This window comes from Pantoea sp. R102 (assembly GCF_004916815.1).
Classification (GTDB): domain Bacteria; phylum Pseudomonadota; class Gammaproteobacteria; order Enterobacterales; family Enterobacteriaceae; genus Pantoea; species Pantoea dispersa.
Genome location: NZ_SDFT01000031.1, coordinates 1 through 7337, shown reverse-complemented (window position 1 = coordinate 7337; position 7337 = coordinate 1). Strand labels below are relative to the sequence as shown.

The following is a 7337-nucleotide window of genomic DNA, read 5'->3' as shown; positions in this document are numbered from 1 at the left end:
GTAGCGGCGCGATTCATCGCGCAACCGTGCCTGCTGCTCCATCCCACAGACCGCACCCAACCGTAGCGGCGCGATTTATCGCGCTAAACATTGCGCCGTATCAATTCAGCGGGTTACAGCTTTGTAAATAGTAATGAGAACCACTATCACTTCGGTCGGTTTTTTTGCTATGATCCGCGCTTCAATCGTGAACGGTGCAACAGAAGTCGGAGACGCAGCGTGGTAGCCAGTGACTTGATGCAAACGGACCTCTCCGTTTGGGGCATGTATCAGCATGCCGATATCGTGGTAAAAATTGTGATGATCGGCCTGTTGCTGGCCTCGGTCGTTACCTGGGCGATTTTCTTTGGCAAATACGCGGAGCTGAGCGGGGCGAAACGTCGCCTGAAGCGTGAACAGCTGGCGCTGGGCGAAGCGCGCTCACTGAATGACGCGTATCGCGCTGCCGAAAACTTCAAAGCCAACAGCCACAGCGCCGTGCTGCTCGCCGACACGCGTAACGAACTGGAACTCTCCGCCGGCAGCGAAGACCTCGACGGCATCAAAGAGCGCACCAGCTTCCGCCTCGAACGCCGCGTCGCAGGCTTCAGCCGCCACGCCGGTCGCGGCAATGGTTTCCTCGCCACCATTGGTTCCGTCGCCCCGTTTATCGGTCTGTTCGGCACCGTGTGGGGCATCATGAACAGCTTTATTGGTATCGCGAAAACCCAGACCACCAACCTCGCGGTGGTTGCTCCGGGCATCGCGGAAGCGCTGCTGGCGACGGCGATTGGCCTGGTGGCGGCAATCCCGGCAGTGGTGATCTATAACGTCTTCGCCCGCATGATTGCCAGCTACAAAGCCTCGCTGGGCGACGTGGCGGCGCAGGTGCTGCTGCTGCAGAGCCGCGATCTGGACCTCGGCAACGTCGATACCGCAAAAGAAGTTAACCGTCCGGCGGCGGCCCAGAAACTGCGCGTAGGATAAGTATTATGGCGATGCGTTTAAACGATGATGCGGTCGGCGATGGCGAAATGCACGAAATCAACGTGACGCCGTTTATCGACGTCATGCTGGTGCTGCTGATCATCTTCATGGTCGCCGCGCCGCTCGCCACGGTGGATGTGCGCGTCAATCTGCCTGCTTCCACCAGCGCGCCACAGCCGCGTCCGGAGAAGCCGGTTTATCTGTCGATCAAAGCGGATAAACAGATTTACATCGGTAACGATGCGGTGACCAAAGAGACGCTGGTGAATGCGCTCACCGCGCAAACCGAAGGCAACAAAGAGACCACCATCTTCTTCCAGGCGGACAAATCGGTCGATTATGAAACGCTGATGTCGGTGATGGATCAGCTGCGTGAAGCGGGTTATCTGAAGATTGGTTTGATGGGCATGGAGACGGTGAAGAAATAGTTTCACCGGCGTAATACCAGCACCATATCTGTAGGGTCGTCATTCATGACGACCTTTTTTATTATGGCGGCCCGAGCAGGCCGCCATGTCATTATGCGGTGGCAAACTGCGGTTAAACCAGATTCACCGTTACGCCGTCCTGCACCAGCAGTTCCGCGTCGCCGTGGCTGAACACATGGTACTGGTTGCCAGCGATGGTCACGGTGCCGGTTTGCTGCGTCCAGCCCTTCTGCTCGCTGCCTTCAGGCAGGATATCTTCGAGACGTACGGTATCGCCCTGGTTGCCGTTGACCATTAACTGGGTTTTGCCGTCGTCAATGAAATGATCCTTTTGGCCTTTGGATAGGACATCTTCCATGGAGAAATCTTTGAGAATGTTTTCGCTGTTAAAATCAAATACTGAAGATGCATTGTCTTCAATATCTGTTATTGAGTTGATTTGTTTATTCCATGCGAAGTTATCAAAGAAAAGGCCGTTCACATTCATAACCTTGATGTCAAAATAACTTATTATTTTATCTTCAAAGTAAAATTCTTTATGGTGTACTCCATCTCGAGGTGCGGTTATTTTTTCCTGGCTGATGAGTCGGCCATCTTTATCATAAAATGAGATAGAGAAATAGCCACCATGCCCATGAGCAAAATCTAGTTCAAATTTTTTTGAATCGGGTATTGTGAACCTAATATCTGCACCATAAGCGATATAAAGGTTATGGCTTCCGTCAAAGTAGTTGTAATTGGATAAGTAGGCATATCCATAATTCGAGCGAAAAGAGAAACCATTGTCAAATACATAGGTTTCATACATGCTAAAATTTTTCCCAATAGCTTCGAAGGTTTTAGGAAGAAATTCATTTAAATGGGCCGGAATGTAGTCAAAGTTACACCCTGACATAACATATTCTTTTGTTTCAACATGGATAACATAACCAGCGCTTTTTTCGGTACTCCCCTGAGTCTTTGAGGAAAATGTCCACTTTCCAATTTCAAGCTGGCCTGGCGTATAAGACCAGTTCCCTTTGTAATCTGCCTGAACCGATGCAGTATGCGTAACAGTGTTATCCGTAAACTCAATAATAACGATGCTGTTTGCTTCAGCCTTTCCTGACAGGGTAGGTGTGGTGTCGTCGGTGAAACCGCCATTTTTAATCACGCCATGATAAAGACCGGCATCGTCCCATGCTGAATGAATTGCCGGAACGATGCTGCCTGATGCCGCAATGGTCAGTTCAAATAGTTTGCCATTCGTATCCCGCGTAGCAGAGGCTCCCGCCTGAAATTCATATTTGCCGGATGTCAGACGTGGCGCGTCGTATTGCCAGCGGCCGTCGGCACCTGCGATGACGCTGCCCAGTAACTGCCAGGTGCCAAGTGTATTACGGTTATGGATATAAACGATGCTGTTCGACTCGGCGCGGCCATGCAGATCTAACATTTGGTCATCGGTAATGGCGCCGTTACCGAGCATGCCAGTATATAAACCAAAATCGTCCCAGGCATGAGTAATTTCTGTCTTCGTGGACGCAGAAAGATTAATATCCAGGGTAAATTCATCACTCCAGCCGCTGCCAGCGTTAGCGCGGAATTCCCAACTTCCGGCACCCAGCGCCGGGTTTGGCGTCCAGACCCAGTGGGTACCGTCCATCACTGCGTTGCCGCCGTCAACCCACTCGCCCCGCGCATTTCGGTACTGGATGCGCACCGTACTGCCTCCCGCTGCGGTGCCATGCAGCTCCGGCATGGTGTCATCAGTCAGTCCGCCGCTTTTCAATTCGCCAGTTGCATTGCCGACATTATCTATTGCGTGAGTGATTTCCAGAATGGCGCCGGGATCGGGCGGGGTTGAGCCATCTTTTCCGATGATGATACTAAAAACATCCGAAACCTCACCCTCGCGCACCTTACCGGCAAAGGTTTCACTCGCCACCAGCGTTAAATCATGCTGGCCGTCGGTGAGGTCAATTTCTGGCTCGATCTTCCACATCCCGGTATTTTCATCCGCTTTGGCGCTGCCGATAACCGTATCACCTTCCTTCAGGTAAACAATCACGCCTTTTTCCGCGATACCGGTCAGGGTGGGGCGGCGGTCGTCGGTCATCTTGCCAGAATCGAAGCTGCCGGTGATGTCACCCTGATCGTCGTACATGTTCAGCAGCGTCGGCGCTACTGGCGGCGTGGTATCAACAATCAGCGTACGCAGACTGGGCGTACTGACGTTGCCGGCCTTATCAACCGACTGGAAAGACATGTTGTAGTAACCATCCTCCAGCGGCGTTGCAGGTGTCCAGCTCCAGTAGCCATTGGCAGGGTCGATATCTACCGAAAAGGTCTCTTTGCCGACGGTAATCAGCATGGTGCCGCCCTTACCGATTTCTGAATTTGCATAGCCAAAAAACGTGGGGGTGTTGGTGTCGCGCTCGAGGTATTTCACCTCTTCATAATTGAACAGTTCCATGGAGATTATTCCTGTGTTTTTTACGTCGGGTCCACCGCAGCGAGGGCCGCTGCGCCTTGTTACAGAGAGCGCATTTTGTAATAGATGATGTAACACGCCGTATGAGATACGTCCCGAAGGGAGAAAAATCCGAACGGATTAAAAACAGAGGAAAAGGAGAAGATGATGCCGTGCTGCGCACACGGCATCGGGGGATTACACCAGCTCGATTTTCACGCCGTCCTGCACCAGCAGTTCCGCATCGCCGTGGCTGAACACGTGGTACTGGCTGCCGGCGATGGTCACGGTGCCGGCCTGCTCGGTCCAGCCTTCCTGCTCGCTGCCCTCAGGCAGGATATCTTCCAGACGTACGGTATCGCCCTGGTTACCGTTGACCATTAGTTGGGTTTTGCCGTCATCGATGAAGAGATCCTTTTGGCCTTTGGATAAAATATCTTCTATCGAAAAGTCTTTGTGAATGTCTTCACTATTAGAATCATAAATTGAGGGGAAGTTGTACTCGAGATTATTCAATGACATATTTTCCTTGTTCCACACAAAATTGTCAAAATACAAGCCCAGGTCATCGTGTACCTCAATTAAAAAACTACTGATTACCTCACCTTCAAAGGAAAACTGTTTATGATATGGTCCATTATTAGGGACGTTTACGTTTTGATGGTTTATAAGTCGGCCCTCTGGGCCATAGAAATAAATGGTAAAATATCCATTTTTTCCATAAGCAACATCGAAATCAATCGTTTTTGAGTCAGGAATATTTATTTCAATTCTAGCTCCATTGTTCATGAATAGATTATTGCTTCCGTTATGGAAAGTGTTAATGCTAGATATGCAACTACTGCCTGATATGGCTTTAAGGAAAAAACCATTATCAAATTCATATGAGTAGTTATAATTGAAATTCTTACCATAAGATGAAACTTTAGGTGGAAGGAATTCATTCAAGTTTTCAGGGAGATAATTGAAGTTACATTCTGAATGAGAATATTCTCTGTTTTCAATATTGATAACGAAACCCTTGCTTTTTTCACTCGCTCCCTGCGTTTCAGCTGAAAACGTCCAGGTTCCAATTTCAAGCTGCCCCGGCGTATAAGACCAGTTCCCTTTGTAATCTGCCTGAACCGACGCAGTATGTGTAACATTATTATTCGTAAATTCAATAATAACGATACTGTTTGCTTCAGCCTTTCCTGACAGAGTCGGTGTTGTATCATCGGTGAAACCGCCACTTTTAATCACGCCATGATAATGACCGGAATCGTCCCATGCTGAATGAATTGCCGGAACAATGCTGCCTGATGCCGCAATGGTCAGTTCAAACGGTTTGCCATTCGTATCCCGCGTAGCAGAGGCTCCCGCCTGAAATTCATATTTGCCGGATGTCAGACGTGGCGCGTCGTATTGCCAGCGGCCATCTTCATCTGCAATTACGCTACCCAACAATTCCCAGGTGCCGAGCGTATTACGATTATGGATGTAAACGACGCTGTTCGATTCGGCGCGGCCATACAGATTTAACGTCGGGTCATCAGTGATAGCCCCGTTGCCAAGCATACCGGTATATAAACCATAATCGTCCCAGGCATGAGTAATCTCTGCCTGCGCTGATGCGGAGAGATCAATTTCCAGGATGAATTCATCACTCCAGCCGCTACCAGCGTTAGCGCGAAATTCCCAACTTCCGGCATCCAGCGCCGGGTTTGGCGTCCAGACCCAATGGGTGCCGTCCATCACTGCGTTGCCACCGTCAACCCACTCACCGCGGTCATTTCGATACTGGATGCGGACCGTACTGCCTTCCGCAGCGGTACCATGCAATTCCGGCATGGTGTCGTCAGTCAGACCACCACTTTTCAATGAACCGGTCACGCTGCCGACGTTATCCAGTGCATGAGTGATTTCAACCGATTCACCTGGATTCGTGGGTGGCAATTCATCCTTGCCAATAGTTATGCTGAACGCATCAGACTTTTCGCTCTCGCGTACCTTACCGGCGAAGGTTTCCGCCGCCACCAGCGTCAGGTTATGACGGCCATCCGCCAGATCCACCGTCGGCTCCAGCGTCCACAGGCCGGTTTTTTCGTCGGCTTTGGCGCTGCCGATAACGGTGTTGCCTTCTTTCAGGTACACCACGGTGCCTTTTTCGGCGATGCCGGTCAGGGTCGGGCGGCGGTCGTCGGTCATTTTGCCCGCATCGAAGCTGCCGGTGATGGAGCCCTGATCGTCATACAGGTTAAGCAGGGTTGGTGCGACCGGCGGCGTGGTGTCGACGATCAGCGTGCGCTGCGTCGGCGTACTGAGGTTACCGGCGGTGTCGATGGTCATAAAGGAGAGGCTGTATTCACCGTCGGTCAGCGCTTCCGGTGGCGTCCACTTCCAGCTGCCGTCCTGCGGGTTGATGTCGACAAAGAAATTCCTGTCGCCAAGCGTAATCATTACCTGGCCGCCTTTGCCCACTTCTGAATCGATTTTACCGAAAAACGTTGGGTTGTTGGTGTCGCGCTCGAGGTACTTCACCTCTTTAAAATCAAACAGATCCATGGAATTTTTCCTGTGTTTTACGTTGGGTCTATTGCAGCAAAGCCCGCTGCGCCTGGTTATAAAGGGCGCATTTTGTAATAGATGACGTAAAACGCTGTATGAGACCTGTCCCGAAGGGAGAAAAGTCCGAGCGGGTTAAAAGCCGGGGAAAGAGAGCGGGGTGATGCCGTGCTACGCGCACGGCATCGGGGAGTTATACCAGTTGCAATTGCACGCCGTCCTGCACCAGCAGTTCGGCGTCGCCGTGGTTCCAGACGTGGTATTGCGTGCCGGCAATGGTCAGGGTGCCGGTCTGCTGCGTCCAGCCATCAACCGCTTCGCCTGCTGGCAGAATATCCTGCAGCTGCACGCTGTCGCCCGGCTTGCCGTTCACCAGCAGCTGGGTGCTGTCATCCTCAATGAACAGCCCTTTGCCACCTTCGCTCAGCAGTTGGTGCAGCGTCAGCGCGTCCGGCTGGGCTTCATCCTGCGCCTGCTGATCGAACGCGGCGTCAGGGCTGACGTCGAGCACGAATTTGCTGCTCCAGTTGCTCTTCATCTCGCCGGTCGAGGCGCGCGCCTGATATTCCCACACGCCAGGCTGATGCAGATACGGCGAGGTGAAGCTCCACTTGCCGTCGGCATCGACCAGCACGCTGCCGGCGTGGCGCAAGCCTTCACCCTGCACGCCATATTCGATCTCAATCACCTGGCCCGGCGTGCCGCTGCCGTGCAGCGTTGGCGTGGTGTCATCGGTTAAGTCGTGCTGATAAACCGGCCCCTGCAGCGGGCCCGCGTTGTCCCAGGCGTAGTCGATGGTCGGTTCCAGCGGCGCGCCGGGGATCACCAGCAGCTCGAACTTATCGCTCCACGCGCTGGCTTTGCCATCGGCCACGCCGCGTGAGCGGAAACCCCATTCGCCAAAATAGGTCAGTTCAAAGCCGGCGAATTGCCAGTTGCCCTGCGCA

General features: G+C 52.3%; 5 protein-coding genes. 2 read left to right on the top strand and 3 right to left on the bottom strand.

All coding sequences use genetic code 11. The features are described from left to right. The first annotated feature begins 237 nt into the window (after nt 1–237). Both exbB and exbD read left to right on the top strand, forming a co-directional pair. Nucleotides 238–966, top strand: a complete 729-nt coding sequence (exbB, locus tag ERD80_RS04100; protein WP_031280126.1) for a tol-pal system-associated acyl-CoA thioesterase — start codon at nt 238–240, stop codon at nt 964–966. Nucleotides 967–971: 5 nt separating this feature from the next. After that, on the top strand, nt 972–1394 hold the full coding sequence (gene exbD / locus ERD80_RS04095) for a TonB system transport protein ExbD (protein WP_021509588.1): 423 nt from the start codon (nt 972–974) through the stop codon (nt 1392–1394). 112 nt (nt 1395–1506) lie between these two features. On the opposite strand, the gene ERD80_RS04090 is transcribed toward exbD, so the two are convergent. The 3 genes from ERD80_RS04090 to ERD80_RS04080 all read right to left on the bottom strand — a co-directional run. Next, entirely contained in the window at nt 1507–3849 is a 2343-nt protein-coding gene (locus ERD80_RS04090; protein WP_136545848.1) for an Ig-like domain-containing protein, read from the bottom strand. A 195-nt stretch (nt 3850–4044) separates the two neighbouring features. Next, nucleotides 4045–6390: an Ig-like domain-containing protein gene (locus ERD80_RS04085; RefSeq protein WP_136545846.1), complete on the bottom strand. Its 2346-nt coding sequence runs from the start codon at nt 6388–6390 to the stop codon at nt 4045–4047. Nucleotides 6391–6583: 193 nt separating this feature from the next. Next, on the bottom strand, nt 6584–7337 hold a 754-nt coding region (locus ERD80_RS04080; protein WP_248295821.1), incomplete at its 5' end, for an Ig-like domain-containing protein.

Excerpts from the sequence above, each read along its gene's own strand:
- exbB (WP_031280126.1), top strand. The coding sequence starts at position 238 with ATGCAAACGGACCTCTCCGTTTGGGGCATGTATCAGCATGCCGATATC.
- exbD (WP_021509588.1), top strand. The coding sequence starts at position 972 with ATGGCGATGCGTTTAAACGATGATGCGGTCGGCGATGGCGAAATGCAC.
- ERD80_RS04090 (WP_136545848.1), bottom strand. The coding sequence starts at position 3,849 with ATGGAACTGTTCAATTATGAAGAGGTGAAATACCTCGAGCGCGACACC.
- ERD80_RS04085 (WP_136545846.1), bottom strand. The coding sequence starts at position 6,390 with ATGGATCTGTTTGATTTTAAAGAGGTGAAGTACCTCGAGCGCGACACC.